Origin of the sequence: Acetatifactor aquisgranensis, from assembly GCF_943193215.1 — a bacterium.
Classification (GTDB): Bacteria; Bacillota; Clostridia; order Lachnospirales; family Lachnospiraceae; genus Acetatifactor; species Acetatifactor aquisgranensis.
This window is the reverse complement of sequence record NZ_CALPDH010000018.1, coordinates 75,973-101,441: the sequence shown is the minus strand read 5'-3', so window position 1 is coordinate 101,441 and position 25,469 is coordinate 75,973. Positions and strand designations below refer to the sequence as shown.

The window sequence follows — 25,469 nt, the reverse complement described above, 5'->3', positions numbered from 1 at the left end:
TCACAAACTATTGATGATGATCCGCGCGATCTCGTCGCGCTTTTTATTCTGAATCAGTTCCGCCGACCGCGCGTCCTGATTATCAGACGTTTTGTTTTTTGCCGCTGCTGCTTCCCTTTGGATGACAAGATCTTTCGGCATATTGTGAACCCTTGCGACATACCCGCCGGACGCCGCCGCAATTTCCGCAACGCTCTCCGTCGTTTCGATGTTGAAATACTCCGCCGCGTCCTGACCGTTCAGCCATGTTTCCGCGTCCATAAGTCCCCGGATCTGATCCTCGGTTACGCCCTCCCTGACGTGTTCCATATACGCATTCAGGATCCCGCCCGTTATGACGTCCAGATCGTCCGCCATTTTCCGCAGATCCGCCGCGTTCCCCTCTACCAGTGCGAACGGATTATGAATCATCAAAAACGCGTTTGACGGTATTTTCGGCGGCATACTCCCGGCGAACGCGATCACGGACGCAATCGATCCCGCCAGTCCGTCAACAAACACTTGAACGGCGTTCGTTTCCGCGAAACGCCGGATCATGTTATAGATTGCAAGTCCGGCAAACACGGCTCCGCCGCCGGAATTGATGTAAATATTCAGGCTTTTTCCCTGCTGCCCTGAAAGAAAATTCTTGATTGCTTCCGGGTACTGATCTTCTTCTTGCCATGCGCCCCACCAGTCGGACACGATATCGCCGTAAAAATACAGATCCGCCGACGTCGCCGTTTCGTTTCTTACCTCGAAACAGTTAAATATTTTCAGTTTCGGCATTGTTTACGCCCCCTTTTTTCTCTGTTTTCAGGAAATAGACTGCTGCCCGCCTGACCTCGTTTTCCGGTATTCCCTCCGGTTCCGGCTCCTGACCTCCGCCGTCGTCTTTTCCTACCTGATAAAGCGATTGATCGTCCGTATTGACATAATTCAGACTAATCATCCGCACGTCGCCGCCCTCGATCGGCTCATAATACATAAGTTCCCGCAGTTCGTTTATTGTGATGATCCCCCGGTCATACAATGCGCCGCCGATCGTCATCCGTGTTTGAAGTGTGGCGTATTGTAGGCGGTTCGCTGTGAATATGACCTTGTTTCCGAACCCTCGTTCCCGCTCCGACAATAATTTGAACGTGAATTCAAGTGATAACTGGATCGATATCGGTTCGATGACATTTTCATAAAACGAATTCCATTCCGCTTCGGTAAACGATGACGTCAGGATCTTTTCGTTCATGTTGTAGTACCGATACACGTTATCCCTTAAATACTGCGACTGAATCACGGGTATGTTCGGCGGCGTCTGCTTTACCTCATGGAATGACATGGAATTATCCAGTCCCGCGATCCCGCCGTCATTCGACGCCGACATATAGGCGTCCTGAAACTCTTTGACTTTCTTTTTCAGTTCCTCGTCGTCAATGAAATTGTTATATTGCAGATATCCTTTCAGGTTCGCCGAATTTCGGACTGCTGCCCGCAACGCTTCCCCTGTCGTGTCTATCAGTTCAAGCGTATTTTTCAACTGCCCGTCCGGGGCGGTTCCCATAAAACGCTTCTTGTCGAAACGGCTTTTGATGTGGATCACGTTCTGGTATGGCAGCGTATAATCTTTTTTGTCATAGTCCCACCGGAACCGGAATAAAAGGACGCCGTTTTCGTCCTCCCATATCCTCACGTTCGACGCCGTAATCGGGACGATCGACTGAACCCGCATAAAGTCCGGCGTGTAGAATATAACCGCGTATGCGTTGGAATGATACACCAGATCCGACGCCATTTTGTAAAGTGCGGAATATGTGTCCGTTTCCGGCGACCAACGAAGCGACAGGATCCGGGACAGATAGTCGTTCCTGACCGACAGTCCGGCGTCTGTCCTCCTGACGATCTGCGGCTGCAACTTCCCCACGTTCGACGCTATCACGTTTGCGATCGCCCCGACGATATCGGAATCCGCCAGATTCCCGTTTGCCTGATAATCCCCGCGAATGGCGAAAAACGGCGCGAATTTCGCCCGGCGCAAGTTTAATAAATCCCGTATCAGTCCCACGTTTTCCGCCCTCCTTCCTGTGCGTCTTTCTGTCCTATCATGGACTATCATACAAAACGAAACCCCGACAGAATGACGAAATTTATTCGCCCTGCTGCCGGGATATCTGTTTCTATAATCATTTGCCCCTGTTTTCCAAAAGCCGCCCTATTTCGTTGTGATATTTTGCTTTGACTGTGAAGGCGTCGAACAGTGCGACCGCTCCGTCTATGTGTGACCGCCTGTCAATCTTAACAGGCTTCATTCTGGAATCGTTCATGTTGATATCAACGGCGACGTTTAACAGGTGCGACTGCAACAGTCCATTGTCCCCGGTTACGATCCGCCCGTCCTTCAAATTCCCCTCGAACTCTATCAGGATCGGCGTCAGGTTTGTTCCCTGATACACGTCGTCCATATGGAACCCTGCGTCTTTCATTTCCTGAACCAGATACTGCGCTGAATATCTGTCATATCCTACTTTCAGCGGCTTTATTTTATAAACCTTTACCAGATCGAAAAACCACTTGAAAACGTCGTGATAATCGACCGTATTTTCCCCGCTTATCGTCAAGAATCCTTGTTCCCGGAAAATATTATAGGCGACGCCCTCTTCGTCGATTGCGACCTCATAACGCTTTTGTGGCATGAAAAATTGTACCAGACAATAATTCACGCCGCCGCGCTCTATGACGACGCCCGCCGCCGTCAAATCCGTTGTCCTTGATAAGTCAATCCCACCGACGCAGTAACATCCCCAAAAATCACTAAGCGAGAGTGAAACCGCGATCCCCGCTTCGTCTTTCCTTGCCGCTTTTTCCACGTCCTGCATATCCAACCATGCGATCGCCGAATTCTGTTTGATGTTACAGAATTTTGTCAGGAATTCCGCCTTTTTCGACAGGCTCGAATGTGCGATCGCGATCTGTTCCTCGTAATACTGCCATAAAACGGACACGTCCAGATTTGGGTTTGATTTTTCGATTTCCTCCCGCGTGTCCCATTTTTCCACGTCGTCTATGATGAACAGGAACGGGAGAAGCCGCCGCTCTTTTTCTTTTCCGATCGACCGCCCTTTCAGAAATGCCGTCGCCCGGCGGATCAGTTCGTCATAGATCCCTTCGTTCTCATACCCCGCCGTCCCTGTTGACATGATAAGCGGCTGCGCCCTGCTGCCAGTCGCCGACGAAATAACTTCGTACTGTTTTAGTCCTGAATCCCCGCGCCACGCTTCGATCTCGTCATTCAGACAGAAATAGACGTTGAATCCGTCGGACTTTTTGGAATTGAACGCGATCTTTTTCACGGACGTGTTAAAGTCCTGAATGTATATGTCCGAACGCCGTTTCTTTGTGATTTTGTTCAGTTCGTCGTCCGCCTGGACGATCTGATAAAATGCGTCGAAACATAGTTCCGCTTGATCCAGTTTTGGCGCAAGGCAATATAATTTCGCTCCATATTCTCCGTCTATGTATGCCATGTATGCCATTATCGCCGCCGCTAATAGTGTTTTACCGTTTTTTCGGGCGACAATCAGCAGGACTTCCCGGAACATTCTGCAGTCCGGGCGATCCGGATCCATGATTCCGAATATCGCGGAAACGACGGCTTTCTGCCATAATTCCAACTTTAGCAGATCCGCGCGTCCCTCTGAATGATGACAAAAATTTTCAATGAACCGTATCGCCCTATCCGCTTTTTTCTTGTCAAAAAAATATTCCCCTGACCGGATCCCATTCGTCAGGATCCGGAAAATGTCGTGAATATATTCCCCTGCTGCCCTGACGCCCCCGACTTTTTCCCCGCGCTTAATTCGCCGGATCGCGTCGTAATACCGAAAAATATAATTGTCTTTTTCCGGCGTTCTGCTTTTTTTCGCTTCCGCCCTCATATCTTTCACCCTCTCTCTTTTTCTCTTAAATATTTTCCCTATCACATTTTTTCCTTTCACTCTTTTCCCTCTCTTTCTCTAACTGTCCCCGCGAAGCTGCATAACCCGTGAAACCTCTTTTTTCTGTTTCGGCGGTAACATATCGATCAACGCCTTCATGTTCGACGTGTAGGCGCGGGCGTATTTTTCGTATGTCTGGACTGCCGGGTTTTCTTTGACAAATTTCTGTGACGCGTTTTTCGTCGTCGTCTGCAGTCCGTGAAGGATCATGTCCGCCTTTGCCGCTTTCATAGCGACTTTCTGGAACGCGACTTCCTCGATGATACGTTCTATCAGTTTCATTTTGTCCGCGTCGTCGTCTTTGATAGACTTGAACATCCGCCGGATCGCGTTAAACTCTTTCTTGATGTTCGCTTCGGTCAATATTTCCGTATCGCCCGAAATAGTGGTCTTTTTTTCCGCCATTTATTGAAGTTCCTCCTAACCCCCCTATATGTGCGCGCAATGCAGCGTTTTTTGACAGTCCCACCCTCGGTTCCAAAAGCCGCCGCCAGATAGCGCATACCGGGGGGACGGTCTGCGCCGCGTTGCATATATGCTCATAGCGGGACAGGCTGACCGCGTTCGTCGAAGCGATATCTTTTTCCTTTTCCCGCTTTGTGTTCCCTGTTGTGGTGTTCCTCACACACTCCTTCCAGATTGTCGAATGAAAGACTGACCGTCGGATCGTTTATATTCTCCGGCGTTAAATATATTTTGTGATGAACTATCTTGATCGGCTTCATGTCTGCCAGTGATCGCTTCCCCCGCTCAACCTCACGGCGGCAACGCTCACAATATCCGCCCGCGTATACGATGTACGCCGCCCGCGTATTCTTCCACGCTTGCGACTGATAAAACCATTCCGCCCAATCTTTCGCCATTCTATCCGCCCCCTTTCCTCTGCTGCCGCCTTGCGTCTATCAATCCCATATAATCCGCTATCAGATAGCAGAATTGTTTCCGGTACTGGTAGAACTGCCCGCGATAACAATATGTTTCCCCCATGTGTTCCCACGGCTGACTATATGCGATAGACTGATATATCTTTTCGATGATGACGCCACGGACGCCCGGATCTATTTCCCCGACGTCCATATCGTCCTTCGCTTTCCTGATTGCTTCCGCTGCCCGCTTTGAAAAGGGCGACGTCATCCCCGCGCGTGAATCCATTCTGACCGCCGCGTGAACAATCTGTCTTTCGTTGTAATCCAGAAAATAACGCTTCACGATTCCGCCGCCCCCTCTCCGTCAAAATGTTTCTTCGTTGCTGTCCCTGAACGTGGAACGGATCCGGATCATCCCGTCGGAATCCGTGTCTATCTTGTGCGTTTTCTTGCCGATCTTGATTGTGACGTAATCGATCGAACCCTCGAACGTGGAACGGATCGCACATAACACGGTCTGAAGCTGTCCGTTCTCTTTGCTGAACATATTCTGCGCCCACATCCCCGCCGCTTCCATTTTCGCCCGGCGTTCCCTCTGACGCCGCGCTTCGTCGCAGTCGCACTCGTCCGAAGCCTGTTCGTTCAAGTCGGCGGCGGAAAATCCTTCCGGTGCTTCAATGATCCGCGACTGTCCGCAATACTTACAGAATCCGATCTGTTTTGTTATTACCCGGACGGCGGGCGCGTTTGGCATACCGACGACTTCCGGTTCCCTCTCCTGTTCCGGTTCCGGTTCTAAGTTTTCCCCGCCCCGGATTTCCATAACGTCCCGGATCGTCAGGATGAAACAATCGAAGCCTGACTGCTGCCCGATCCTGATTGTGACCTTTACCCGAACCGCCGCCACGCCGCCCGCCGTGAATGTGACTTCCCGTTCCGCGTCTGTCGTCCCCGCCCTGCCCTCTGTCAGATTGTGCATGATTTCTTTCTTGTCAGAATCCGGCGCGCCTAACAGATTGATGATCCGCTTCGTCCAGAAGTCCGTGATCGGAAGCGTCCGTTCCCTGATACTCCGATCGGCGATCCCTTTGATCTCCGTCTTGTTTGTTGTGATAGTTAGCATTGTTTGATCCTCCTTTTTTCTTTTCCTGAATTTGCTTTATATCCTCGTCGGCTCCTTCGATCCCGAACCATTCGGGCGTATATGTAGAATCCGCCGTTGATATCGTTTACCCTGACTTCCGCGTCTATGAATTTATAACCGGGATATGATTTTTTGATCCTGCTTTCCAGATATGCCCGGTCTGTCGCCATGCGCTCCGCTGTCCTTTTCCCGAACCGACAGACGGATTTCGTCACTATCGGCTTTTTTAGGTTCTTTGACGCCCTCCATCGCTTCCGCCCTTTTGGATCCTTGCTGATATAATTCACGATCCCTGCGATATGTGTATCAGGATCCGGATCGATCCGGCGCGTCTGGTTCCTCTTTCCCTGCCCCCATATCTTTTCTAATTCGTCCCGGTTCACATCCCCGGACATAATGACGTGATGATGACAACGCGTCTTTTTCCCTTCCTCCTCCTGATACTCCGTCACACATATGTATTTCACATTATCCATTCCCGCCTTTTTCCTCCGCCTGTTTATCCTCCTGATGAAATTCCCGAATATCCGATTCGCTTCATCCTGATCCGCCGGAAGGTGTGCGTCGTCATATGTGAACGTACACCATAGATCCCCTTCCCCGAAATTTGCACTAACTAAATTATTCAGATACCGCTTTGCCCTTTTGCTGTTCAGGTTCTTTTGTGCCGGGCGGCTCTCTTTCCCCCTCTTTGTCCGGGGCGCGTCTTTCCTGCTGCCGAATACCGGGTATATATCCGCTTCCAGTTGTTCCCCCGCTTTTGTCGTCTTTGTCTGATATGCGATCCCCGCCCTGTTCTCTTTCAGGTAACGATCGATCTGTTCCTGCTCCATATCCTCCAATGATTTTTTATATGATTCCTCAAAATCATAATCATCTATATATTTTTTTCTCGATCCCATAATCCGCCCCCTGATATGCGTTCTATATAAAATGGTTGATATCTTAATACCCATTACAAGGACGGGAAGCCGCCCTGCCCCTCTGCCATTCTATCGAACACGCGTTCTTCTTATTGCGGCGTTATCTATATATGAAGAAAAGGCTTCCGCCCGCTCCAAAATTTCGACCGTGTATTCCGTTTCATAGATTCCTGATTCCCTCATGTCCCGCGCGCCTTTTTCCCCCGCGTTATATGCCATAAGAACGAATGTCGCGTCGCCCTCATACCTTGAAAACAATTCTTTCAGGATATAAACGCCCGCGCCGACGTTCTGTTCCAGATCATACAGATCCGAAAACCCTAAATCAGACAGGCGTTCCGCGTTGCAGTCGTTTATCTGCATATACCCGGAATCCCCGGTCTGTGAACGCGCCGTCCTGTCAAAATGTGATTCGTGTTCTATAATTGCCATGACAAGCGGGAACGCGACGCCGTATTCCTGACAGATACCGAAAACAATTTCCTGATCTGCGTCCGTCATCGGGACAGGCAGCGGGACAAAATCGACGTCCTGATATGTGCGCGGCGTTTCCTCTGCTTTTCCTGTTTCAATATGTATTTCCGGCGCGATCGGCTCCGTCTGGATGACCGCGATCGGCTCCGGCGTTTTATCCGGTTCCGTCGTGACTGCCTGATATGCGATAATCACGACCGCCGCAACCGATACGACCGCCGTTCCTGATAAGATCCCGCGCCGGATCCTCTTTATTCTCCTGATTCTTTTCTTTCTGTCCCTGATTCTCCGTTTTGACATATTCCCCGCCCTTTGGTATAATAAATATGGTTTGATTCTTCGGATCCCGGCGTTACGGCTCCTCGCCTTTCGCCGGGATCCTTTTTTATTCCTTTTTGAAATTGAACCCCGCCGGAACGACGGTAAAATGTCCGGCGATCGGGTTCACGGCTTTGTCGTCTATGTAAAAATCCGCGTTTATCTTGCGCGTGTCGCCGCCGTACAGTTCGATCAGTTCCGGTAAATTCTCGTTTACGAATTCAAATTCCAGTCCGTGATCCCGGCAATACTCCACCGCGACCGCCAGATCGTCCCCTGTCCTGCAAGTATTCAGGATCAGGCGCGCCCCGCGCTCCTTTTCTGCTTTCAGGAACCGGAACAGATTATCGTTCGGATCCCCGACGCCGGGAAACCTCCCGAATGATAATGTCCCGTCAAAATCAACCGCATATATTACATTCCCTTTCAGATCCATTTCCCGCCCCTTTCTGCTTCCTGATAACGCCCGTCATAATATGTAATTTCAGCGGCGGAAGGTTCCTGATTGCGTCCCGCAGATCCTGATCTGTCCTGATCCCTATTTCCAGAAGTTCCGCCCTTAAATTTTCAACCTGTTTTTCCATGTCCGCGCCCTCTTAATATCCGCCGTCTATTCTTTTCAGTGGTTCCGACTGGATAATCCCGTGTCTTGTGATTGCTGCCAGTCTGACCGACATTCCGGCGATCTGGATCCCCGCTCTGTATATTTCAGTCATACAGGCGTGTATCGTTTCCGGATCCTGATCGGAACCGTCGCCGTATATCCAGACGTCCTGCATTTTTATAAATACCCTTTTTAATTCGTCCAGAATCCCGTCCGCCGTTTCTGATATCATTTCCGCCGCTGCGTTCTCCTGAACCCGTATAATATCCGCGTTTACGTCTGACAGTTCCATATCCAATAATTTATAAATCCCTGCCATTGTTGCGGCTGTCGGTTCCTGTTTCATCGTTCCGTCTTTCCCGTTACTGAATATAAATGTCATAGTATAGGAAAACCGTCAGATCCTTAAATTCATACATCCGCGTGATCTCCGGCTCATACGGCGGGAATAACCCGCGTTCCCTGAATTCCTTGTGACGGACTTCCATATGTGCGACCATTCGGGCGACTTCCGGATCCCGCGCCAGAAATTCCGTTTTGTTTTCCGCATATTCCAACGATCCCATATACCCGCAATATAGAATTTTGACGTTTGGATCAAATTGTGGTTCCCGGTTCCCGTGTTCCCCTTGAATGATCCGGATCCTGTCCGTCGTCGCTATGACTTTTAACTGTTCCGATAATCTCATTATGGTTTGATCCTCTCTTTTCGCTTACCGCGCCGGATCCTGATATATATAGACGTGCATTATATAACGTCCGCGCGCTGCGCCTGTTTCCCGCTCTACCTCCGGCGATATGTGTTTGATCGTTGCGCCTTTCCCGGCATACTCCCGAAACGCTTTCGCCGCCGTTCCCTTGAACGCTGTTATTTCGTCAGGATCGACGAAGTTTCCCGTCGGCGTCAGTGTTTCGTCCATGATCCGGACGATCTGCGCCGGGGAAATGACCGTCAATAATGATTCCAGTTTTACGACCTGTTTTTCCATGCTTTCATTCTCCCTTCTGTTCTAAAAAGTCAAATATTGATATCTGCGCCGTTTCCCGCTCATACCGGGCGGCGGCGTCTTTGTAATATTCCCGATCCAGTTCAAAACCAACGAACTGCAGTCCCGCCTTGTGTGCCGCTATCAGGGACGACGCGGATCCGACGTGTGTATCTATTATCTTTTGCCCGCGCTGCGTATAATTTGCAAATATCCAGTCATAAAGGGCGACGGGTTTTTGCGTCGGATGTATGCGGATTTCCTTTTCCCTCATGTTCCCCTGCCGCATACCCGCCCATGTAAACCGGAATATCCGAACGGCGGTCTGAAATGACGTGAAAGCAAGTTCCCCGTCCGCGAAGTCGTTCTGCCCGTTCTGTTTGTCCCATACGATCCAACACGGGGACGACACGCCGCCGAACCCCGCGACAATGTTATCCATGAAATGATTCGCGCCGAAAATGATCTGATTTTTCGATATCCGTTTCAGTTGTGCGAAATATTCAGGATCCGGGGCGACCTGATCGCCGCCCGCGTATTCCTTATAGGCTTTTGACGTTGCCAGTTTCGACCGGGACGCGTTGTCCTTTGCGAAAACCTTTATCCCATACGGCGGATCCACGACCGCCAGATCGAAATAATTGTCCGGGAACTCCGGCAGGGCGACGTTGCAGTCCATATTGTAAAATCCGAAGTCTAACATATTTCCCCGCCTTTCGCCGCCGCTGCCGGGCGGCGCGATTCCTGATTATTTGATGACGAATAGCGGGGCGACGCCGCCGTCGTTGGACGCGTCGACGCGGTAGCTGTGGCCGCCGTCGTCGAAACTGCAAAAGGACGTCGCGTTCGCGGCGGACGGATCGGCAGTCCAGTACCAGACAGGATCCCCGTCCTCGTCATATGCGACACGGTTCCTGCGTTCCTCGAAAAACGGGAACTGTTTGTCGATTCCGTTATATTCCGCCCAATCATTCGATCCGCGTCCCTCATATACTGACATAAGGAACAGGCGTCCTTCCGTTTCGATATCATCGTCCGCCGTTTTCTGGACTGTTTTATGTACTGCGATCACGGACTGTAAATCATCAGGCAGCAGGGCGAATACTTCATCGTTCAAATACGCGTTCATGTCTGAATCAGGAAAACGCCCTTCGTTCGTGTCGTCCCTGTTCATACAGTGCCGACCGACGATCCGGCGGAACCAGAACACGCAGTCCCCTTTTTCGTAATGATCCACGCCCACCACGACGACCGACGCCGGATCCCCGTTCTTTAATGTGAAATTGATTTCTGTTCCGGGCGGAAGTGATACGGGCGCGTTTCCTTTCCTGATAATGTCCTGAATGTCGATCCATTCGACGCGCTGTTCGTGCTTCCTGATAATACCGACGGATCCGGATCCCGACCTGACGTCCCGTCCTGCTGCCGATAATTTCGCAAGTTCTTTTGTTGCTTCTTTTAGCGCGTTCGTTTCCTGTTCTGTTGTCATCCCCTGAACGTCGTCCTGCTGCCCCGGCGTCCAGTCTTTCACGGGCGATAAATCAATCCCCGCCATGATGAACGGCGCGTCCTCTTTTTCGCCCGTGGCAATCTGACGGGCGTATGTGTGCGGTACGTCACATTTAACCGCGTTCAGAAGAAATTCCGCTTTTGCGGCTTCCCTCATAAGTCCGTACATTTCCGACGCCTTGACGTCGAATTCCGTTTCCGATCTGAATAAATCAACTAAACTGCTTCCCATTGTCTGATCCTCTCTTTCTTGAAATTAGATTCCATTTTTGATTTTGATAATCTGGACGACTGTATATATTGCGCTCCAAAACATAACCGCGCCCAAAATCCCGAAAAAAGTTCTTTTTCCCTTTGTTGCCTTGTTATTCCCTAACGCGTATATAATCAGCGTCCCTGCGGCGGCTAAATATGCCACGCCGCCGAATAATACGACTAAAATAATTGTTGCTATAACTGCCACTTTCAACCGCTTTCCCTCCTTTATCCTTCCTCTACCTGACCGAATATCCGTATATATGCGTCGGCGTCCAGTTTCCGGATCGTGTCTTTGACCTCTCTTTCCGTCACGACCTGAAGGTCTTTCCGTTTCGGGCAATAATACAAATACGCGCCCCGTTCTGTTTTTAGATACTGTGCGTCCTCCCATTCGACATGAACCATATTTTTACCGAAAAATAACGGATTTAACGGATCCTGATATTTCCGTCTGAACTCGAACAGGATCGGGGCGGATTCCGTGTCGTATAGTTTCCCGTCAATAATTTTCCGAAGTCCTGTTCCGCGCTTTGGTTCCCGTGTCAATTCTTCCATAGTGACGCCCAACGCCGCCGCGATCTTTTCAACGTCCCGGAATGTCGGATCCCGCGTCCCGCTTTCCCACCTTGAAACCGATACCGCCGTAACCCCGGCGCGATCGGCGACTTCCTTCTGTGTCATCCGCTTTTCTTTCCGGTATCGCTTTATACGCTCCCCGATATTCATTCCGCCGCCCCCTTTATAAAATCAAAAATCGTCATTTGCTGTTCTTCTTGCGCGAAAAATCTTTCATTATCTCTCATACTTATACCGTTTCTTGTATTCCATATTTCCCCCGCAAGGTTTTCTTCTTTTTCCAATTCGATCAACTTATTCCATAAATCAGGATGGTATTTTCTTAAATGCCGCAGTTCATCTTTCCTCGCGTTAGGGCAAAACCAACATCCGTCACGCTTTGAGTATTTATAAACCGGGGAAACCAGATCGTATTCGCGGCATTTTTGCATTGCCATTTCTTCCGTATATCCGTACTTTTCCAATAGTGAAACCTGATTTAATCCCTTCGCGGCGTTCCTTTGTTTCATTTTTACTAATCGTTCCGGTTCGTCTACCGCTATCCCTACATAGTCCGTGTATTCCTCCCCTATTTCTCTATAAAATTTCTTTATAGGTTCGCGTTTTGCGGCGTTCATATAACATTTTCCCGCCATAGGAAAACCGATCCTTTTCCCGCTCCATTTACTTCTTTTTGTCCGTATTTGAAAAAATATATCTATGTACGTTTTTGGATAATGTAAAATATCTACCTGATACCCCCATTCTTCAAAAAGCGGCTTCGCCTTATTTTTCACGAATTCCATTTTTTCCGGCATTTCTCCCGTTGTCTTTTTGTCAAACATAACTTCGCAAAAGATAATGTGATCTATTTTTATATTGTGTTCGTGTGCAAGAATTACGGTTGTAGTACTGTCTTTTCCTCCACTCCATGAAATTATATTTTTCACATCCCGCCCGCTCCTGTTCTCTTGAATATCCGCGTCAGGATCCGGCGGACTGCTGCCCGCGCGCTCTTTAATGCTGCCAGAATCCCGCCGCGCTTTCCGTTCTCCCTCCGCCCTGGACGACGAAGCGGGGCGACGATCGTTTCTATCAGAACCGCGACCGCCTGATCCAGACGTTCCAATTCCTCCGCGATTGCCTGTTTTTGTTCCTCCCGCCTTTCGTCCTGCTTCTTTTCAGGCTTTGGCTTCGGCGGACGTCTTTCGATCTTTACCGCCGAAATTATCACGGCGTTTTCATTTACGTTTATTTCCTGAACTGTATATCCCGACGCGCGTTCGATAGTCTGATCTGCCTTTTCCTCCGGCGTGTTCTCTGTCAGGCGTTCAAGATCCGGATCTGTGTCCTTTTTATTTGCCTTGAATTCGATCCAGATTTCCGCGCGTTCGATAGTCCCGACTTTTTTCAAAAATTCAGATACCTTCATAATGGTTTGATCCTTTCCTGTCCTGCTGCCGTCGTCGCTCTACATACCCGCGCCCCGGAATATTACGACCATAGACGGAAACGGCGCACTTTGCGACGCCCCCCCAAACTTCAACCGCCCCGGAACGAACCTGATTTCCGATCTATGTAGAATAAAATCGTGAAAATACCGTGTGTCAGTCCGCGCCGGGATCAGCATAACGACGATCGTTCCGTCCTTTGTCCCCTCTCTGTATGCCTTTTCTACCCATGCCGCGATCGCGCGACCATACGGCGGATTGCAGAACACGCGCCGCCCGCTCCAATCCTGAAGAAGTCCGTCCTGCTCTTTCGTGAAATATTCCGGCGTCTTGTGGTTTGATTCGTCCGCGCATGGATCCAGATCGAAATGAAATTCCTGATCCAGTTCTGCGAAAAAGTCCTGCGGCGTCGCCCACTGATCCGTTTTACTGCTGAATAGTGCCTTGTTTATCATGGTTTGATTCCTCGCTTTCTGCCTGTTCTCTTTGCTTTATCAGATATCGAACTGTCGTCCGGGCGTTCCCCTCGCTGTCATAGACCGTTCGCGGCTTCTGGATCAGATATTGATCCGGGCGTTCGTCAAAATACCAGTTCAGGATCCGCAGGGCTTCCTCTGCCGTCGCCCGATCGACTGATATTCCGATTTCTAACGGCTTTCCGTTCCCCTGTTCGCTCATGTTCCCCGCCTTTTAATAATCATCTTCGATCTGTTCGTCTGATTCGTCGTAATATTCCCCGTCGTAACCTTTTTCCATAAGTTTCAAGTAACATTCCCAACACACAAGCCGGAACGGGATCCCGTGACAATCCTTTGTGAAATTCATTTCCGACCGTTCGACTTCTCTTTCGCATACCGGACAGATCCGGACGTCCTTTTCTTTATTCATGCGCCGCCCCTCCCCGTCTTTCCTGCAGTCTCTGATCTAACCGCGAGATCTTTTCCCTGAATCTCTGTTCTACTTCCCCGGCGTTCTGGAATATGATTTCCATTTGTGCAAGCATGATCCGGACGTCTGCCATTTCCTCGATCATCATGTCCGTTTGTGCTTCCTTGCCCCATGTCTGAACGGCGTTCCTGAATACATCCTGCGGACACGTCGGCGTCTGCTGCCCGCTGACGCTTTCGGTTTCATATCTGATTGAAATATCCATTTCCGGGATATCGCCGTTTATGATTTTCTGAAGGCATTCCCTCTGTTTTTTCTCTGTGGCTGTCATGGTTTGATCCTCTCCTTCTTGTCCTGCTGCCGCCCTTGTGATATGATGAAAAGAAAATGAAAGGCGGTATTGTTCATGGAAAATATTGTTGTACCCGTTTCCGCTCTACTTAATCTTGCAAAAGAATTAGAAGCGGACGGCATGGAATACGTTCAATTATCAATTCTTGATCCCGACGATGATGAAGGCGAAATTATCCCCGCCGCCCTTTCCGCGTCCGGCTTCAAGTCCTCAATGCCTGATTTCCGTACAGACTATGAAGAAATTGAACACGTTCCAGATTTTGACTAATCATTAAAAACCAGATCATAAAGAAGCTGCGGGCGTTTTCCGTGGCTTCTTTTTCTTGCCATACTCCGGATCAGTTCTTCGATCTGTCCGATCTCGTCCCTTGTCAACCCGGACGCCATAATGTTAATTACTGTCTTTTTTGATGTTTTGTAATGGACTACTCTTTTCATAGCCTGAACCCCTTTCTTTTATGCTGTAACTTGCGTTTCCGCAAGTCTTGAAGCAAAAAAAATATTTGTCAGCATATCACGCGGAATTTTTAGCGTTTCCGCAATCTGTGTCGCTTCTTTTACGGTCAGCGTTTCGCCTTCTGAATTATTGATCTTTCTGTTCAGTGTAGAAGGATCCATTTCAACGCTTCTTGCAAGTTCCGTTTGTGTCATTCCCGCCCGCTTCAACTGTGCTTTAATTTCTTTGATATCTACCATGTTATTTTTCTCCTTTCTTCTTGCGGATACGCAAGTCTTTATATTATGTATAATAGCACATAAACTTGCATTGTCAACAAGTTTTTTTCTTTTCCGTAAGTTTTTATTGCATTTTTGCAAGTTTTATTATATTATTGATGTGTTCATTGATATATGAAAGGTGGTGTAATTGTGAGTGTTCAAGAGATAATAAAGCGGCGACGTCTGGAATTAAATCTAACTTTGAAACAAGTCGCAAAGGCGTTAGGCGTTTCGGAAGGAACCGTTTCGAGATATGAAAGCGGCGATATTCAAAACATGGGTATTGATAAAATAGAAGCACTTTCCCGCGTTCTTCGTTGTTCTCCCGGTTTTCTTATGGGTTGGGAAGATAGCGCGAACCCCGCTTCTGATAACGAAGAAATTTTGCTTTCCCCGCTTGAACGTCAAATTATAATGCGTTTCAGGTTATTATCAGACGGCGAACGGAATATGTTCCTTCGTTCTCTCGGTCTGGATGATACATATTAAACTATATTCAAGAAAGGATGCGTTTTTATGAATTACAAAAAAGAAAAATTTCAAGTTGCGGGCGTTTCTCATTATTCAGATTCCATAATGAAAGATATTGCTTATGAAAACGACGATTATTTGTTGTCCGTGAAGGAACTTTCCGAAACATACGACGTCGGCGATCGCGTGTTTGAATATTCTTTCGATGATTGCAACGCTTCACTTGTTCCAGAACCCACGAACGAACATGATCCGAACGCCGTTCGTGTTGAAGTTAAAGGAATTCTGATCGGGTATGTCAAACGCGGCTCCTGCAGTCATGTAAAGAATTTGCTAAAATCTCCCGACTTTGACCATGTAAAGGTTGAGATCGGCGGCGGTAAGTATAAACGTCTTTATGAGGATGACGACAAATTAAAGGTTGAAAAAGATTCCTGCGAACTTTTTGCCGATCTTTACATATACACACGTCAGGCAGAACAGGAACCAGAAGTCGCGCCTGTTCCTCCTTCTGCCACGTCGTCCCCTGCTATCGGATCTGCTTATTCTGGATCTGCCCCGTCCCCTGCTGCCGCTCCTGAAAAGAAAAAGGGCGGCGCGGCTTCGATCGCCCTGATCGTGATCGGCGTCCTGTTCCTGATCGGCGGCGTCGGTAATTTTCCGACCGATATTTTTACCGGATTCGTCGGACTTCTGATCGGCGGCGTCTGCCTATATTTCGGAATCAGGAAACGGCGCAACCTGAAACAATGATATTTTTTTGAAAAGGAATCAAACCATGAATGAACAGAAAATAGTTGCATTATATACCCGCGTTTCTACCGGGTATCAGATCGACAAGGATTCCCTGCCGTTCCAGAAGAAAGAACTGTCGGCATATTGTAAGCATATCTTACACGCCGAAAAGACAGAACTGTTTGAGGACGCCGGGAAGTCCGGCAAAAATACCGACCGCCCGGCGTTCCTCCGCATGATGAAAAAGATCCGCGCCGGGGAAATATCCCACGTCGTCGTTTATAAGATTGACCGCATATCCCGGAATCTGGTTGACTTTTCCGTGATGTATGACGAATTCAAAAAATACCGCGTGACTTTCATATCCTTAAATGAACAGTTTGACACTTCGTCCGCAATCGGCGAAGCCGTCCTGAAAATCATTCTTGTTTTTGCGGAACTGGAACGAAAACTGACGTCTGAACGCGTCATCGGCGTAATGCTCGACCGTGCCATGTCCGGGAAATGGAACGGGGCGCGCATGCCGTTCGGGTGGAAATGGAACCCCGAAACGGAATTCCCGGAACACGATCCCGTCGAACTGGAAAAGGCTCGGACTCTCTATCGCGTGTATGATGAAACACATTCGACGGCAAAAGTCCGCGATTATTGTTATGACAATGATATCCAGACGAAGCGCGGCGGTAAATGGACGACAACAACGATCCTGAATTTCCTGAAAAATCCCATGAATAAAGGCGATTACAGATATAACTATCGCGGATCCGCGCGTGGAATGAAAAAGCCGGAAAACGAAGTCGTCTATCTGCCCGGCGTGTTTCCCCCGCTTGTGGATCCTGATCTTTGGGATCGCGTGAACGCTATCATAAAAGACAACGCCGAAAAACACGACATTCATAAAAACCCGCATATAAAGAAACACGTCCATATATTTACTGGTGGGATATTAAAATGCGCCTACTGCGGCGCGTCCTTTCAGGTCAGCCGCCTTGACAAGAAGCGTTTGAACGGTTTTCAGCCGTCATTATATGTTTGTACGTCCCGGCGTACATACCGCGCTTGTGACGCGTCCGGGGCGTCTGATGTCATTATCGGGGCGTTCTTTTTCAATTATGTTCGGAATCTGGTTCAGGCGACAAAAAGCCGCGCCAAAATAGGAACTCCCGCCGATCTGGAACGGATATTGTTATCCGGGGACGAATTTTCGCGGATCCGCTATATTGATCCGTCCGATCTTGATATTATCTATCAGGCGATCCGGGGAACGATTGCGCCCGGCTCCGGTGTGACATATATTCCCGCTCCGCCAGATTCCGATAAAAAGGACGCGCCTGAACTGTCAGGACTTCGTGCGGAATCCGCCAGACTGTCCCGCGCCCTCGACCGTCTGAAAAAAGCGTATCTTTTCGATGATGACGCCATGTCCGAAGCGGAATATCTTTCCACCCGTTCCGAACTTACGGAACGACTGACGCGTATCAATAACAAGATCGCCGACGCCCTGACCGATGAATCATATTCGGCGGCGGCGGAACTGTCGTTTGTGAACTCTGCTTCGTCGTTCCTTTTGTCCTACCGTCTGCAAGGTGCGGATCATATCGTCTATTCAGACTTTGCCGCGTCCGTTGACGCCCTCGTCCTGAAGAATTTCGTCAATATGATTGTGGATCATATCACGGTAAGGGACGGGGATCCCGTCGAAATTGTATTCAAGAACGGACTTCGCAACCGCTTTATCTATCAGGACGACGACGCCGTGTAAAACGCCCCGTCTGCGCTCCCCTGCGCCCCGTCCTGCCCGTTTTAACCCTCTGCCCTTATATTTCTACCCTAAACAAAAAAGCCGCGTTTAAGCGGCTTTTTCAATCTCGTGTTCGGTATTCATCTGACAACCGAATGTTTTCGTAAAAAAACTGGGGCAACGGCCGTTTTTCTTTTCGAAATCTCGAACCCATTTACGGCATCTTGCTATAAAGTAGTACTGCCTGGCTGGTTCCTCTGTAGGCGGTTCTGCATTTATATCTATTTTATCAAAATTAATTTCATTATACATTTCTCTTGACTTTCTTTCCTTTCTGTCGTATAATTTTTAAAAGAGATGGGTTTTTTACCGTACAGTATTATGCTCAAACGGGGTGCTCGTTTCTTTTTTTATGCTTATAATATCATATAAATACAGCTTTCCATTTTCAGAATGCCTTATCACCAACTCCGCATGAAATACATTATATCGCAAAACATCATTATTTTCATCAAAAACTGGTATTGCAAATCCGGAATCATACCGATACCAGCCATATTTTGCATTTTTATCATGTTTCTTATACTATTCAACTTCGTCCCAATCTATATTTCTTTTTCCTTTAAAACAGATGTCATTCACAATAACAATCTCCAACAAGTGACAAGAGTATTTTGCGCAATGAAAGTTGATTGTTCATCTGTCATTCTCCGAAACTCATATTTTCCATACTCAAACGGACTGGATGAACATTCTTGTCATTGTTCCTGAAGCGGTACTCCATAAGATAGCAGTCTCTCATTATGCCCTCGTGCAGCTCATGCTCAGGCAAGCTTTTTATGATGCGGAATCCGGCTTTCTGATAACATTTAATCGCCCTCACGTTATCCTGGTGGGGATCCATGATGACGGCGTCGGCCTGTTTTTCTTCCCGCAGGAACTGTAAGACAAGCTTCAAGTATTCTGTCCCGATTCCTCTGTCCCAGTAATCAGGCTCTCCGATGAACTGATCCATGCCGTATACGGTCTCGTTCCGATTATCATATTCATATTCTTCACAGCCTTCGTCAGTTATGGGATAAATCTGTCCGTATCCAATGGGATCCCCTTCATATTCCAGGATGACTTTCATCGCGGCACCATTGTCATCTTCCGAATCTTCTTCAAAAAAATGCTGGTAAATCAATTCTTCCGTATACCGCTTGTCTCTCCCCTCATAGAACTCCAGGACACGCATATCCGTCATCCATTTGAGCAAAACGGCAGAATCGTCGGGAACCATCGTTCTTATTCTGATTTTATCCTGAGTTATATTCACCATCCGTCACCTCTTGCCAAAAAACTGTACACAGCGTTCATTCTGTTTTGTTTCCTTTTCGGAAAAATGCTCCCACTGCTTAAAATTTGACATAATTGCATGTTCATACATATGATTACTGAATTTGCACTCACCTGACGATTTTTCAACTGGAATTCGTCCTTATAAATGAAGTGTTTTTTCATTTATTAGGAAATCATTGATATAAACAAAATCACATCCAGCATTCAAAGATGTTAAAAAGTCCTTTTCTTCATCACCGACAAACAATATCTCTGCTTCCCGAATTTCAAATGCATCTGCTATGTAGCATATTCCACCTTTATTGGGCTTTCTTACACCACATATTTGTGATGATACATATAAATCAAAATAGGGAAGAATATTTTCTATTGCAGGTTTGAAAATATAGTCAGGCATTCCATTGGGCAAATCTGTTAAACAGGCTATTTTGAAGCCCGAATTTCGACATTTCTTTAACAATTCTGTAGAATATTCATATATATTTGCCTTTAAGCGCAAGCTTTCAAAAAATAGTCCTATTACTTTGTTTGTATCAGTTTTTTCTCCCCAGTTTGAAATAATATCATTAAAAATAACCTCTGGCTTTATTTCATATTCTCTCTTACTGGTACGAGGATTATATGATTTTAATTTATTCGCAGATTCTTGTATATCATTTTCTGATAAATTCAATTTCAAAAGTTCATTCAATTTTTCAAATCCACCAATATAATAATCGCTCCAGTTCAGTGGCATTCCCGCAAATTCCATTAAGGTTCCGCCTAAATCAAATACAATAGCCTTTGGCATCTCACCCTCCACAGCTTCCAAACTATGACCGTTTTAGTATAACGGATTATCCCAGCCATTACAATGAAAATCTGCACACAATTTCATAATCAATTACATTGAGCCCCCTTTCCAAACGGGTATATCGCAGCTGACCCCTGAAAAATCATAAAATACCAGATTTACGAATAAACATGCGCAGACCTGTATATTTCCAACATCAGCTCTTGTGCAGACCTTTCGATAAAATCTTAAATCCATTTTTCATCACACTGGCAATCAGACATTTTTCCTTCTTGCTCCATTTGGGTCTATAAGGTTCCTCATTTTCCTTTAGCAGGATATTGCATCCATAAAACAGCTTTTCATAAATATGCCGAATATGCTCTTCCCTGCTATCACCGATAAATTTACAGTTCATTGAATGTGCTATATCTGAAAACAGATTCCAGTAATTCAAAAAAAGACTGCAATTTATTTTTCTGATGTTCTTTTTCCTAAGGATTGCTGAGGATAAAAGAAATTCATCTTCTTTCGTATTAATCAGCAATCCCTCCTCCCGCGCAAACACCATCGCCTCCTCTTTGGTCGGAAACGACCTTAACATGCCGTCCTTATCAAGCAGAAACCCGTCAATATCATCTGTATACCAAATAGCATAATACGTTTCCTGCAAAATCTTGAATCTAATCAGATAATATTGTTTCTGCAGCTCTTCACTCATATCACTATTACAATTCCTCTCCACTATGGGCAGTTCCCTTCAGCCATCTATTGAAAAATACTGCAGATCCTCAAATTCATCATCCAAAAATTCAAATGTAAAAATATGTGTATCATCAAATGATTGCTCAAAGTAATTTACCCGGCCATTCTCGTAGTCAATAACAGGCTTGCCCAATTTTTCTTTGATCTCATCAAAACTGAACGTACCAAACACTTTCGTAATATAAGGCATCATAAATTCTACAATAAAATTTAGATGTGCATTGTATTTTTCAGATAATGTTTTGACCTGTTCCAAATAATTTTCTCCAGGCTCTTCATCCCAGGCAAAAATCAGTCCATTGAACTCAAAAATAAATTGTTCTAAATCTTCATTAAATTCCATGATATCTTCCTCCCCAAATACGGATTTCCATCCGAAATCATAATACCATTTTTCATATTCAATAACGAATCCTTCGGCCATACAGGCGGCATAATGTTCCAAAGAACCACAAAAGTACCATTCCAAAAATGTGCGAAAACTGGAAGCGATGCACTTACCGTGTAAAATTCCATCTGAGTCACGATAGCAATCCCAAAAACCTCCATATTCCAAAAAAACAACCGGACAGTCCTTGCCGTCTGATTGGCTTAAATCTAAACAATACCAGCCGTCCATATATCCAATCGGGAACAAGTTCTTATAGATTTCTTCTCGGAGAGGAGTTTCGCAATCTTCAAATTCCTCCCGAAAACATTCCAGGCTCTCTGACCAGTCGGAAATATCATCTGTGAGGTCATAAAAATCCATTGTATCAATTTTGATTTCTTTATTCTCATCGTCATACACCACCCCCACAAGGTCAGTCGCCGAAGGTTTATATGACATCAAGTATAATTTCAAAATAACAGGCAGCTCTATGAGGTACTCCTGTTCAAATTCGGCAATATCTGTTTCGGTTATGGAAGAAGGTATCAATTCCGTAAGCCATCCTCTTTCATGCAGTTTCTGAAATGCATATTCTACGAAAACTTTGTAGTCCATTTTATCTCCTTTGTACATTGTCTTTGGAAAATAGTCCCGTGTCTTGGTACAATTGTGAAGAATCACATTCAGGGCAGTTTTATCATTTTGTCCTGAATATGATACTTCATTAAGAATTATACTACAATGTTTTCCATGTCAGATGAAATACGTATTATCGAAATCCAAAACAGGGATTTAAAATCATCGTATACCAGAGAAGTTCTTGAAGCGCTGCCGGAATGGTTTGGAAACAGGCTGGCCATGGCGAATCACGCCCTTTGGCTCAATTGGAGGAAAAAAGATGCAATTCATACAATACCAGAAATGCAGCACCTGCAAAAAGGCCGCGGACTGGCTGAAGAGCCATCAGATTCCCTATGAGGACAGCCATGCCCGACAGTTTCGCCTTCTGTCCTGGCATGGCGCCATTTATACTGCTTAACGATTTCACTTGCCATGAAACCAGACTGCATAACGCTGACCGGTTGGATTGCATGATTACATTAGGCAGTATTCAGCGTTATGCAGTATAAACCTTACATCCTCACTGCTCAGCCAATCAGCACCGTCTTCCCCTCAAAAGCAAATCCGTAATGCCGGATCCGCTCCTGGGAAATCCCCCTGGCTAACAGCTCCATATCATATGCTTTCTCTTCAATCTGCTCTAGTGCAGCCGACACGGTATCCGCCAAAGTCTTCTCATCTTCCGGGTCTCTCACCTTGAATTCCAGCACAAAGGCCGAATCCTCCTTTTTGCAGGGCTCCAGCATCACATCATAGCGCCCGAACCCGCTCTCCCGGTTGGAGGTGATGCGGTACCTTCCCGCCAGTTCCACCATCAAGCCTAAGACAAAACCATGATAGAACCGCTCCGGTTCTGTTTCTTCCGATGGTTTTCTGCCAGTGTCAAAAAAGCTGAATGTGGCAAGGGCCACCTTATTCATAAAACGATTCATAGCCTTCACATCCCCCAGAAGCAGTGCCTTGATAAACCCGTTGTATGGCACGTCCTCCCCGCTGAACCAATCACGGATCATATTTCGGAACATCATATATACTTCCCGGTTAGTCAATTCCAGATGGTAGGTGAATGCCCCTGTCTCCTGTGAAAACTTTCGATCCACTACCTTCAGATACCCGCTGGCCAAAAGCATGCTCCAGACAGCCCCATATTTCCGCTGGAGCTGGTCAAAAATAATTTCCTCGTCAATCTCCGTCTCCAGGACACCGCCCTTCATCAAATCCTCCATAATTGTCTTGGTCTGGGCGTTCCCCTCCCGGATTAGCAGATTGACCAGACGGTTGGAGCTGGAATTCGCCCAATAAGGCTTTAGTTCTTTTTCCTCCAGAAAATTGGTAATAGACCATGGATTATACACATCCCGCTGACTGCCAAAGGTAAAGCCATCGTACCATTGCTTCACATCCGCCTTACGCTCCGACATCCCCATCTGATCCAGCGCCTGGAACACCTCGTCCTCTGTAAATCCAAACTGGGTGCAGTATTTCTCGGATGTCGTCGTCACTACCGTAAGATTATTCAAATCCGAAAAAATGGATTCTTTGCTTACCCGGGTGATGCCTGTCATCATCGCCCGCTCCATACTTGGATTGGTCTTAAAAGCGGAGTTGAACATCTGCCTGATAAAACCAACCAATTCCTCCCAGTACCCATATACATAGGCTTCCTGCAGCGGCGTGTCATATTCATCCAGGAAAATTAAGACCTTCTGACCATAATAACGTTCCATATAATCCGACAGATATTTCAGCGCCAATACAGCCACATCATCCGGCATTCTGGACGAAACAGAATCGAAAAATTCCATCTCCTTTTCATCCATGCCCTTTCCGTTCCTTACATAATTATGCTCCCTGTACAATCTCTCAAGTAAGTACTTAATCATCTGTTTCGTTTTCTCAAAGGTCTGCCCCTTAATATCCGCAAAGCTCAGGAAAATGACAGGAAAGCTTCCCTGGAGCTTTCGGTACTTCTCATCCTTCCAGATGGACAGCCCCTCAAACAGTTCGCTCCGTCCCTCGTATGTCCTGGAAAAAAAGCAGTTCATCATGTCCAGGTTCAATGTCTTTCCAAAACGGCGGGGACGGGTAATCAATGTGACTGCGTCCGTATTCTCCCACCACTCTTTTATAAAATCTGTTTTGTCCACAAAGAAACACTCGTTTTTCCGAATAAATTCAAAACTCTGTGCCCCAATGGAAATAGGCCTGCCCATAGTCCTGCCCCCTTTCGCATACATCCGACTCTGTCCATTACTTTTTAGAAACCAAAAAATACTGTATCATCGGTCCCACTATTTCTTTTTTGTCGATTACAAAATAAGCGTTAAGCATGGTTTCAAATTCTTCTACCGTTAAATCAAATCGATCTTGCCTACCCAAATACTCTTCTATCAGCTTTGTGATTTCGAATTCAGGACTTCCAATATTCGGAATATCGAGGATAAATCTCCCCATAGTCTTCCTGGTCGTAGAGCTGCCGGCTCACCTGATTGAGTTCACTGTCAGTCCCATCTGAATAGCCCCACTCGTCGGGAATATAGCGGTTCAGGCTGAAAGAGCCGTCCGCCACCCGGCTCACCAGTTCCTCGGGCCAGTACTTCCGCAACTCCGCCAGATACTCCGGCGTTCGATCCGATTCGTCCCGCCTTGCCAGGGCCTCCTCGGTATTCACTGCCAGGAAAAGGGTAATGCAATCACTGTCGGTGACCAAGGCCGCACTGTAGATGTGCTCCTTCCCGATTTCCCGATGAATCTTCTCCATCGCGTGCCGTACCGCGTTCTCAATGGTGGGCTGTAAATCTGCGAAAAATTGTTCCATCTCTGATCATCCAACCTTTCTTTTTGTAGTGTCTTCGTTCCCTCGATCAGGCCATCTCATCGTCCTGCTAATCACTTTCTTTTTGTAGTGTCTTTATTCCCTTAATCAAGCCCATCTCATCGTCCTACTAATCACTTTCTTTTTGTAGTATCTTTGTTCCCTTGATCAGGCCATCTCATCGTCCTACTGATCAAATTCTTTCACCAGTTCATAAGAGTAATGATAGATGCTTGCAAATAAATCCCCCTCATAGGGGCCTTCTGCCCAGAGGGTCTCTTCCTCTTCCTCGCTGAAATCTTCCGGCCAGAGATATTCTTCCCTGAGCATGTCCGCAAACAGGGGCAGGGGTTCGTCTTCCGCCAGCTCCTGATAGTCGTGGAAGCATGTGGCAATCAGGAAAAACAAGTCCTCCAGCTCCTCCACAAGCCAGTCGGCATCATCGCATCCCTCCCGCTTTTCCGCCTCCCGGTAAATGCGCACAAGGAAAATCAGCGCAAACGGTGTGGAATGCCACAATGTCCCCTGATGCTCGATGCAGTCTGCAATCTCCCCGAAAGCATCTTCCATCTCTTCACGATCCTCCATCCCGCCAAGTATGGCAAGGTATTCCGGAAGATCCCCTGCCCGCCCGTATGCGGTGGTCAGTCTGCCCCACGGCACATCCTCAATCTTCAAACTGTCAATAAACGCTTCATTCGAATCTGTCACTGTTTTGCCCATTCTTCCTAATTTCTCCATGCAATGTATATTTATTAACCCAATTTCAGCGGGTACACAATTCCGAAAAGGGAGTTATACTACATAACGCCAGAACTCACCA

36 protein-coding genes and 1 pseudogene are annotated in these 25,469 nt (G+C 47.1%); 5 read left to right on the top strand and 32 right to left on the bottom strand.

From position 1 onward, the window contains the following. The 23 genes from NFS35_RS16270 to NFS35_RS16160 all read right to left on the bottom strand — a co-directional run bounded on the left by NFS35_RS16270 (nucleotide 1) and on the right by NFS35_RS16160 (nucleotide 14,275). Complete coding sequence (locus NFS35_RS16270) at nucleotides 1–768, bottom strand: head maturation protease, ClpP-related (RefSeq protein ID WP_251208180.1); 768 nt, start codon at nucleotides 766–768, stop codon at nucleotides 1–3. Beyond that, complete coding sequence (locus tag NFS35_RS16265; RefSeq protein WP_251208179.1) at nucleotides 746–2,038, bottom strand: phage portal protein; 1,293 nt, start codon at nucleotides 2,036–2,038, stop codon at nucleotides 746–748. Before NFS35_RS16265 ends, NFS35_RS16270 begins: the two co-directional genes overlap by 23 nt. A 118-nt stretch (nucleotides 2,039–2,156) precedes the next feature. Continuing rightward, complete coding sequence (locus NFS35_RS16260) at nucleotides 2,157–3,968, bottom strand: terminase large subunit (protein WP_251208178.1); 1,812 nt, start codon at nucleotides 3,966–3,968, stop codon at nucleotides 2,157–2,159. Between the two features lie 18 nt (nucleotides 3,969–3,986). After that, nucleotides 3,987–4,373 carry a hypothetical protein gene (locus tag NFS35_RS16255; RefSeq protein ID WP_251208177.1) on the bottom strand — a complete coding sequence of 129 codons (387 nt, stop codon included), beginning with the start codon at nucleotides 4,371–4,373 and terminating at the stop codon, nucleotides 3,987–3,989. Between the two features lie 134 nt (nucleotides 4,374–4,507). Next, nucleotides 4,508–4,831 (bottom strand): HNH endonuclease, encoded by a 324-nt coding sequence (locus NFS35_RS16250; protein ID WP_251208176.1) that lies wholly within the window; start codon nucleotides 4,829–4,831, stop codon nucleotides 4,508–4,510. Between the two features lies 1 nt (nucleotide 4,832). Then, nucleotides 4,833–5,177 (bottom strand): hypothetical protein, encoded by a 345-nt coding sequence (locus tag NFS35_RS16245; RefSeq protein WP_251208175.1) that lies wholly within the window; start codon nucleotides 5,175–5,177, stop codon nucleotides 4,833–4,835. Between the two features lie 21 nt (nucleotides 5,178–5,198). Beyond that, on the bottom strand, nucleotides 5,199–5,957 hold the full coding sequence (locus NFS35_RS16240; protein WP_251208174.1) for a hypothetical protein: 759 nt from the start codon (nucleotides 5,955–5,957) through the stop codon (nucleotides 5,199–5,201). After that, the gene (locus tag NFS35_RS16235) at nucleotides 5,951–6,880 is read right to left on the bottom strand and encodes a rolling circle replication-associated protein (protein WP_251208173.1); all 930 of its coding nucleotides are present in this window, start codon (nucleotides 6,878–6,880) and stop codon (nucleotides 5,951–5,953) included. The genes NFS35_RS16240 and NFS35_RS16235 overlap by 7 nt, the downstream gene beginning before the upstream one ends. A gap of 90 nt (nucleotides 6,881–6,970) precedes the next feature. Continuing rightward, a complete protein-coding gene (locus NFS35_RS16230) occupies nucleotides 6,971–7,675 on the bottom strand; it encodes a lytic transglycosylase domain-containing protein (protein ID WP_251208172.1) in 705 nt (234 codons plus the stop codon). A gap of 85 nt (nucleotides 7,676–7,760) precedes the next feature. Continuing rightward, nucleotides 7,761–8,129: a hypothetical protein gene (locus tag NFS35_RS16225; protein WP_251208171.1), complete on the bottom strand. Its 369-nt coding sequence runs from the start codon at nucleotides 8,127–8,129 to the stop codon at nucleotides 7,761–7,763. A gap of 160 nt (nucleotides 8,130–8,289) precedes the next feature. Beyond that, nucleotides 8,290–8,643, bottom strand: coding sequence for a hypothetical protein (locus NFS35_RS16220; RefSeq protein WP_251208170.1), 354 nt, complete (start codon nucleotides 8,641–8,643; stop codon nucleotides 8,290–8,292). A 16-nt stretch (nucleotides 8,644–8,659) separates the two neighbouring features. After that, nucleotides 8,660–8,986 (bottom strand): hypothetical protein, encoded by a 327-nt coding sequence (locus NFS35_RS16215; protein ID WP_251208169.1) that lies wholly within the window; start codon nucleotides 8,984–8,986, stop codon nucleotides 8,660–8,662. A 24-nt stretch (nucleotides 8,987–9,010) separates the two neighbouring features. Then, nucleotides 9,011–9,286, bottom strand: a complete 276-nt coding sequence (locus NFS35_RS16210; RefSeq protein ID WP_251208168.1) for a hypothetical protein — start codon at nucleotides 9,284–9,286, stop codon at nucleotides 9,011–9,013. A 4-nt stretch (nucleotides 9,287–9,290) separates the two neighbouring features. Continuing rightward, complete coding sequence (locus NFS35_RS16205) at nucleotides 9,291–9,986, bottom strand: DNA methyltransferase (RefSeq protein WP_251208167.1); 696 nt, start codon at nucleotides 9,984–9,986, stop codon at nucleotides 9,291–9,293. A 45-nt stretch (nucleotides 9,987–10,031) separates the two neighbouring features. Then, nucleotides 10,032–11,024: a DUF6273 domain-containing protein gene (locus tag NFS35_RS16200; RefSeq protein WP_251208166.1), complete on the bottom strand. Its 993-nt coding sequence runs from the start codon at nucleotides 11,022–11,024 to the stop codon at nucleotides 10,032–10,034. Nucleotides 11,025–11,048: 24 nt separating this feature from the next. Continuing rightward, nucleotides 11,049–11,261: a hypothetical protein gene (locus NFS35_RS16195; RefSeq protein WP_251208165.1), complete on the bottom strand. Its 213-nt coding sequence runs from the start codon at nucleotides 11,259–11,261 to the stop codon at nucleotides 11,049–11,051. Nucleotides 11,262–11,275: 14 nt separating this feature from the next. Beyond that, a complete protein-coding gene (locus NFS35_RS16190) occupies nucleotides 11,276–11,776 on the bottom strand; it encodes a helix-turn-helix domain-containing protein (RefSeq protein ID WP_251208164.1) in 501 nt (166 codons plus the stop codon). Further along, entirely contained in the window at nucleotides 11,773–12,555 is a 783-nt protein-coding gene (locus tag NFS35_RS16185) for an adenine nucleotide alpha hydrolase family protein (protein WP_251208163.1), read from the bottom strand. Before NFS35_RS16185 ends, NFS35_RS16190 begins: the two co-directional genes overlap by 4 nt. Beyond that, nucleotides 12,552–13,037 (bottom strand): hypothetical protein, encoded by a 486-nt coding sequence (locus NFS35_RS16180; protein ID WP_251208162.1) that lies wholly within the window; start codon nucleotides 13,035–13,037, stop codon nucleotides 12,552–12,554. Before NFS35_RS16180 ends, NFS35_RS16185 begins: the two co-directional genes overlap by 4 nt. A gap of 39 nt (nucleotides 13,038–13,076) precedes the next feature. Then, the gene (locus tag NFS35_RS16175; protein WP_251208161.1) at nucleotides 13,077–13,511 is read right to left on the bottom strand and encodes a phage N-6-adenine-methyltransferase; all 435 of its coding nucleotides are present in this window, start codon (nucleotides 13,509–13,511) and stop codon (nucleotides 13,077–13,079) included. Then, nucleotides 13,483–13,734 (bottom strand): hypothetical protein, encoded by a 252-nt coding sequence (locus NFS35_RS16170; RefSeq protein WP_251208160.1) that lies wholly within the window; start codon nucleotides 13,732–13,734, stop codon nucleotides 13,483–13,485. Before NFS35_RS16170 ends, NFS35_RS16175 begins: the two co-directional genes overlap by 29 nt. A gap of 12 nt (nucleotides 13,735–13,746) precedes the next feature. Next, complete coding sequence (locus NFS35_RS16165; RefSeq protein ID WP_251208159.1) at nucleotides 13,747–13,944, bottom strand: hypothetical protein; 198 nt, start codon at nucleotides 13,942–13,944, stop codon at nucleotides 13,747–13,749. Continuing rightward, nucleotides 13,937–14,275, bottom strand: a complete 339-nt coding sequence (locus NFS35_RS16160) for a nucleoside triphosphate pyrophosphohydrolase family protein (protein ID WP_251208158.1) — start codon at nucleotides 14,273–14,275, stop codon at nucleotides 13,937–13,939. Before NFS35_RS16160 ends, NFS35_RS16165 begins: the two co-directional genes overlap by 8 nt. 75 nt (nucleotides 14,276–14,350) lie before the next feature. Between NFS35_RS16160 and NFS35_RS16155 the strand changes: the two genes are divergently transcribed. After that, the gene (locus tag NFS35_RS16155; protein WP_251208157.1) at nucleotides 14,351–14,566 is read left to right on the top strand and encodes a hypothetical protein; all 216 of its coding nucleotides are present in this window, start codon (nucleotides 14,351–14,353) and stop codon (nucleotides 14,564–14,566) included. Here NFS35_RS16155 and NFS35_RS16150 read toward each other — a convergent pair. After that, nucleotides 14,563–14,736: a hypothetical protein gene (locus NFS35_RS16150; RefSeq protein WP_251208156.1), complete on the bottom strand. Its 174-nt coding sequence runs from the start codon at nucleotides 14,734–14,736 to the stop codon at nucleotides 14,563–14,565. The two genes, NFS35_RS16155 and NFS35_RS16150, sit on opposite strands and share 4 nt — an antisense overlap. Before the next feature lie 18 nt (nucleotides 14,737–14,754). Then, nucleotides 14,755–14,994 carry a helix-turn-helix domain-containing protein gene (locus tag NFS35_RS16145; RefSeq protein ID WP_120410391.1) on the bottom strand — a complete coding sequence of 80 codons (240 nt, stop codon included), beginning with the start codon at nucleotides 14,992–14,994 and terminating at the stop codon, nucleotides 14,755–14,757. A gap of 171 nt (nucleotides 14,995–15,165) precedes the next feature. Here NFS35_RS16145 and NFS35_RS16140 point away from each other — a divergent pair, with 171 nt between their 5' ends. Genes NFS35_RS16140 through NFS35_RS16130 form a run of 3 tightly spaced genes read left to right on the top strand, consistent with a single transcriptional unit; the run spans nucleotide 15,166 to nucleotide 17,983 of the window. Continuing rightward, nucleotides 15,166–15,504 (top strand): helix-turn-helix domain-containing protein, encoded by a 339-nt coding sequence (locus NFS35_RS16140; protein ID WP_251208155.1) that lies wholly within the window; start codon nucleotides 15,166–15,168, stop codon nucleotides 15,502–15,504. Between the two features lie 27 nt (nucleotides 15,505–15,531). Beyond that, entirely contained in the window at nucleotides 15,532–16,239 is a 708-nt protein-coding gene (locus NFS35_RS16135) for an HIRAN domain-containing protein (RefSeq protein WP_251208154.1), read from the top strand. A gap of 25 nt (nucleotides 16,240–16,264) precedes the next feature. Beyond that, a complete protein-coding gene (locus tag NFS35_RS16130; RefSeq protein ID WP_251208153.1) occupies nucleotides 16,265–17,983 on the top strand; it encodes a recombinase family protein in 1,719 nt (572 codons plus the stop codon). 751 nt (nucleotides 17,984–18,734) lie between these two features. Here the strand turns inward: NFS35_RS16130 and NFS35_RS16120 are convergent. The 4 genes and pseudogenes from NFS35_RS16120 to NFS35_RS16105 all read right to left on the bottom strand — a co-directional run. Continuing rightward, nucleotides 18,735–19,283 (bottom strand): annotated as a pseudogene (locus NFS35_RS16120) (GNAT family N-acetyltransferase); the annotation flags it as partial. Between the two features lie 159 nt (nucleotides 19,284–19,442). Further along, complete coding sequence (locus tag NFS35_RS16115; RefSeq protein WP_251208152.1) at nucleotides 19,443–20,093, bottom strand: HAD family hydrolase; 651 nt, start codon at nucleotides 20,091–20,093, stop codon at nucleotides 19,443–19,445. Between the two features lie 199 nt (nucleotides 20,094–20,292). Continuing rightward, nucleotides 20,293–20,796, bottom strand: a complete 504-nt coding sequence (locus NFS35_RS16110; protein ID WP_251208151.1) for a hypothetical protein — start codon at nucleotides 20,794–20,796, stop codon at nucleotides 20,293–20,295. A gap of 39 nt (nucleotides 20,797–20,835) precedes the next feature. Further along, a complete protein-coding gene (locus NFS35_RS16105) occupies nucleotides 20,836–21,825 on the bottom strand; it encodes an SMI1/KNR4 family protein (RefSeq protein WP_251208150.1) in 990 nt (329 codons plus the stop codon). Nucleotides 21,826–22,108: 283 nt separating this feature from the next. On the opposite strand from NFS35_RS16105, the gene NFS35_RS16100 reads away from it, so the two are divergent. Beyond that, nucleotides 22,109–22,249, top strand: a complete 141-nt coding sequence (locus tag NFS35_RS16100) for a thioredoxin domain-containing protein (protein WP_251208149.1) — start codon at nucleotides 22,109–22,111, stop codon at nucleotides 22,247–22,249. Nucleotides 22,250–22,358: 109 nt separating this feature from the next. Here NFS35_RS16100 and NFS35_RS16095 read toward each other — a convergent pair whose 3' ends face one another. The 3 genes from NFS35_RS16095 to NFS35_RS16085 all read right to left on the bottom strand — a co-directional run bounded on the left by NFS35_RS16095 (nucleotide 22,359) and on the right by NFS35_RS16085 (nucleotide 25,369). Then, nucleotides 22,359–24,044: an AAA family ATPase gene (locus tag NFS35_RS16095; RefSeq protein ID WP_251208148.1), complete on the bottom strand. Its 1,686-nt coding sequence runs from the start codon at nucleotides 24,042–24,044 to the stop codon at nucleotides 22,359–22,361. 197 nt (nucleotides 24,045–24,241) lie between these two features. Further along, complete coding sequence (locus NFS35_RS16090; protein WP_251208147.1) at nucleotides 24,242–24,649, bottom strand: DUF4303 domain-containing protein; 408 nt, start codon at nucleotides 24,647–24,649, stop codon at nucleotides 24,242–24,244. A gap of 183 nt (nucleotides 24,650–24,832) precedes the next feature. Next, nucleotides 24,833–25,369 (bottom strand): hypothetical protein, encoded by a 537-nt coding sequence (locus tag NFS35_RS16085; RefSeq protein WP_251208146.1) that lies wholly within the window; start codon nucleotides 25,367–25,369, stop codon nucleotides 24,833–24,835. Nucleotides 25,370–25,469 lie beyond the last annotated feature (100 nt).

Coding starts and splice junctions, on each gene's coding strand:
- NFS35_RS16270 (WP_251208180.1), bottom strand. CDS start 768: ATGCCGAAACTGAAAATATTTAACTGTTTCGAGGTAAGAAACGAAACG.
- NFS35_RS16255 (WP_251208177.1), bottom strand. CDS start 4,373: ATGGCGGAAAAAAAGACCACTATTTCGGGCGATACGGAAATATTGACC.
- NFS35_RS16250 (WP_251208176.1), bottom strand. CDS start 4,831: ATGGCGAAAGATTGGGCGGAATGGTTTTATCAGTCGCAAGCGTGGAAG.
- NFS35_RS16240 (WP_251208174.1), bottom strand. CDS start 5,957: ATGCTAACTATCACAACAAACAAGACGGAGATCAAAGGGATCGCCGAT.
- NFS35_RS16235 (WP_251208173.1), bottom strand. CDS start 6,880: ATGGGATCGAGAAAAAAATATATAGATGATTATGATTTTGAGGAATCA.
- NFS35_RS16230 (WP_251208172.1), bottom strand. CDS start 7,675: ATGTCAAAACGGAGAATCAGGGACAGAAAGAAAAGAATCAGGAGAATA.
- NFS35_RS16225 (WP_251208171.1), bottom strand. CDS start 8,129: ATGGATCTGAAAGGGAATGTAATATATGCGGTTGATTTTGACGGGACA.
- NFS35_RS16220 (WP_251208170.1), bottom strand. CDS start 8,643: ATGAAACAGGAACCGACAGCCGCAACAATGGCAGGGATTTATAAATTA.
- NFS35_RS16215 (WP_251208169.1), bottom strand. CDS start 8,986: ATGAGATTATCGGAACAGTTAAAAGTCATAGCGACGACGGACAGGATC.
- NFS35_RS16210 (WP_251208168.1), bottom strand. CDS start 9,286: ATGGAAAAACAGGTCGTAAAACTGGAATCATTATTGACGGTCATTTCC.
- NFS35_RS16205 (WP_251208167.1), bottom strand. CDS start 9,986: ATGTTAGACTTCGGATTTTACAATATGGACTGCAACGTCGCCCTGCCG.
- NFS35_RS16200 (WP_251208166.1), bottom strand. CDS start 11,024: ATGGGAAGCAGTTTAGTTGATTTATTCAGATCGGAAACGGAATTCGAC.
- NFS35_RS16190 (WP_251208164.1), bottom strand. CDS start 11,776: ATGAATATCGGGGAGCGTATAAAGCGATACCGGAAAGAAAAGCGGATG.
- NFS35_RS16180 (WP_251208162.1), bottom strand. CDS start 13,037: ATGAAGGTATCTGAATTTTTGAAAAAAGTCGGGACTATCGAACGCGCG.
- NFS35_RS16175 (WP_251208161.1), bottom strand. CDS start 13,511: ATGATAAACAAGGCACTATTCAGCAGTAAAACGGATCAGTGGGCGACG.
- NFS35_RS16170 (WP_251208160.1), bottom strand. CDS start 13,734: ATGAGCGAACAGGGGAACGGAAAGCCGTTAGAAATCGGAATATCAGTC.
- NFS35_RS16165 (WP_251208159.1), bottom strand. CDS start 13,944: ATGAATAAAGAAAAGGACGTCCGGATCTGTCCGGTATGCGAAAGAGAA.
- NFS35_RS16160 (WP_251208158.1), bottom strand. CDS start 14,275: ATGACAGCCACAGAGAAAAAACAGAGGGAATGCCTTCAGAAAATCATA.
- NFS35_RS16155 (WP_251208157.1), top strand. CDS start 14,351: ATGGAAAATATTGTTGTACCCGTTTCCGCTCTACTTAATCTTGCAAAA.
- NFS35_RS16150 (WP_251208156.1), bottom strand. CDS start 14,736: ATGAAAAGAGTAGTCCATTACAAAACATCAAAAAAGACAGTAATTAAC.
- NFS35_RS16145 (WP_120410391.1), bottom strand. CDS start 14,994: ATGGTAGATATCAAAGAAATTAAAGCACAGTTGAAGCGGGCGGGAATG.
- NFS35_RS16135 (WP_251208154.1), top strand. CDS start 15,532: ATGAATTACAAAAAAGAAAAATTTCAAGTTGCGGGCGTTTCTCATTAT.
- NFS35_RS16130 (WP_251208153.1), top strand. CDS start 16,265: ATGAATGAACAGAAAATAGTTGCATTATATACCCGCGTTTCTACCGGG.
- NFS35_RS16115 (WP_251208152.1), bottom strand. CDS start 20,093: ATGCCAAAGGCTATTGTATTTGATTTAGGCGGAACCTTAATGGAATTT.
- NFS35_RS16110 (WP_251208151.1), bottom strand. CDS start 20,796: ATGAGTGAAGAGCTGCAGAAACAATATTATCTGATTAGATTCAAGATT.
- NFS35_RS16105 (WP_251208150.1), bottom strand. CDS start 21,825: ATGGACTACAAAGTTTTCGTAGAATATGCATTTCAGAAACTGCATGAA.
- NFS35_RS16100 (WP_251208149.1), top strand. CDS start 22,109: ATGCAATTCATACAATACCAGAAATGCAGCACCTGCAAAAAGGCCGCG.
- NFS35_RS16095 (WP_251208148.1), bottom strand. CDS start 24,044: ATGGGCAGGCCTATTTCCATTGGGGCACAGAGTTTTGAATTTATTCGG.
- NFS35_RS16090 (WP_251208147.1), bottom strand. CDS start 24,649: ATGGAACAATTTTTCGCAGATTTACAGCCCACCATTGAGAACGCGGTA.
- NFS35_RS16085 (WP_251208146.1), bottom strand. CDS start 25,369: ATGGGCAAAACAGTGACAGATTCGAATGAAGCGTTTATTGACAGTTTG.